1 protein-coding gene and 1 pseudogene are annotated in these 1,849 nt (G+C 27.1%); both read left to right on the top strand.

The genetic code is table 11. From position 1 onward, the window contains the following. Window positions 1–28: 28 nt before the first annotated feature. Window positions 29–535: pseudogene (locus tag HUJ77_RS15405) on the top strand (WecB/TagA/CpsF family glycosyltransferase); the annotation flags it as partial. Beyond that, on the top strand, window positions 528–1,849 hold a 1,322-nt coding region (gene murJ / locus HUJ77_RS15400; RefSeq protein ID WP_291710157.1), incomplete at its 3' end, for a murein biosynthesis integral membrane protein MurJ. The pseudogene HUJ77_RS15405 and the gene murJ, both read left to right, overlap by 8 nt.

Here is a 1,849-nt window from a genome sequence, read left to right as displayed (position 1 = left end):
ATAATTTTATCTGAATTTTATGTGATTTTTAAAAACTACTGTTAAAGAGAAGATTGCGGGAATAGATTTAATGAAGGAGCTTATTAGAAAGTTATCATTAGAAAATAAAAGTATTTATTTACTTGGAACTACAGACGAAAACTTAAAAGCTTGTGTAGCGAATATTATAATGGAGTTCCCAGAAGTTAATATAGTAGGATATAGAGATGGATATTTTGATATTAATAATCCTGTTGAATTATTAAAAGATATAAAAGAAAAGAAGCCTTATGCAATTTTTGTAGCAATGGGATGCCCAAGGCAAGAAGAGTTTATAGTAAGATACATGGATGAGCTACCATGCCAAATTTTTATGGGCGTAGGTGGAAGCTTTGATGTTATTGCTGAAAAGGTTACTAGGGCACCAAGATGGATGATAAAATTAGGCTTAGAATGGTTATATAGGGTTGCTAAAGAGCCATGGAGAATAAAAAGGTTAGGTAGTATACCTAAGTTTTTACTACTTGTAGTAAGGGGAAAAAATAAAAATGAGTAAAAATAAAATATTTAGAGCAACTTTTATAGTAATGGCAATGACTATATTAAGTAGAGTCATTGGCTTTGCTAGAGATATTTTAGCTGCTTATCATTTTGGAGTTGAGGGAGCTTATGATATATATGTCGCTTCTGTAGCAATACCAGAATCAGTATTTATGATAGTAGGTCTTGCTATTTCAACAACATTTATACCTATGTTGAGTGAAATTAGGCATAATAAAAATAAAGAAGAAATGTTTTATTTCTCTAATAATATAATTAATATACTGTCCTTAATTTCTATTTTTATTATAATTTTAGGACTAATATTTACTAAGGAAATCGTGAATGTTTTTGTACCTAATTTTACGCCAGATAAAATAGATTTAACTATTTTTCTAACAAGGATAACATTATTTAATATAATATTGCTTTGTATAAATGATTGTTTTGCTTCAATACTTCAAGTCTGTGAAGATTTTGTTATTCCAGCTTTATTAGGTATATTTTTTAATTTTCCTATAATTATATACTTGCTGCTATTTAAAGATGTTAGTATTGTTGGATTGGCAGTAGCAAATGTTATAGGGAACTTATTAAGAGTTCTTGTGCAAATACCATCATTATATAAGAATGGATATAGAATTAAATTTTATATAAATATTAAAGATGAAAAGCTTAAAAATATGATTATACTTATAATTCCTGTAATAATTGGTGCAGGTGCTAATTCTATAAATATGTTAGTGGATAAAAGTGTAGCATCTGGATTAATAACCGGTTCTATGGCTGCACTAGAGTATTCACAAAGAATTATACAATTTGCTAATACAGCTATTACAACTTCTTTAGTTTCTGTAGTTTATCCTTTAATGGCCAATAAACTAAATAAAGGTGATAAGGAAGGATTCTTAAAATATTTAAGTAAATCTATAGTTACTATTTGTATGTTTTTAGTACCAATTACTTTTGGAGTAATGTTTTTAAGTAATGATATTATTAAAGTTATTTATGAAAGAGGTAAATTTGAGTCAAATGCTGTTATTTTGACATCTATGGCTCTTTTTGGATATGCGATTCAATTACCTTTTGCAGGAGTTAGAGATATATTAAATTCCTCTTTATTTTCAATGAAAAAAACAAAGGTAACTACTATAAATGGAGTTATTGGAGTTGTAGTTAATGTAATATTAAGTATTACTTTATCTAAGTTTTTTGGAGTGCTTGGAATTTCAATTGCAACGTCAGTTTCAGCAATAATAATATCTATACTGTTATTGAATTCTACAAGAAAAATAGTAGGATCATTTAATTTAAAAGAACTTTTTATTAA

It is taken from the genome of Clostridium sp. (genome assembly GCF_021443865.1).
Classification (GTDB): Bacteria; Bacillota; Clostridia; order Clostridiales; family Clostridiaceae; genus Clostridium.
The sequence above is the reverse complement of the archived record's forward strand: the minus strand, read 5'-3'. Positions and strand labels throughout refer to the sequence as shown.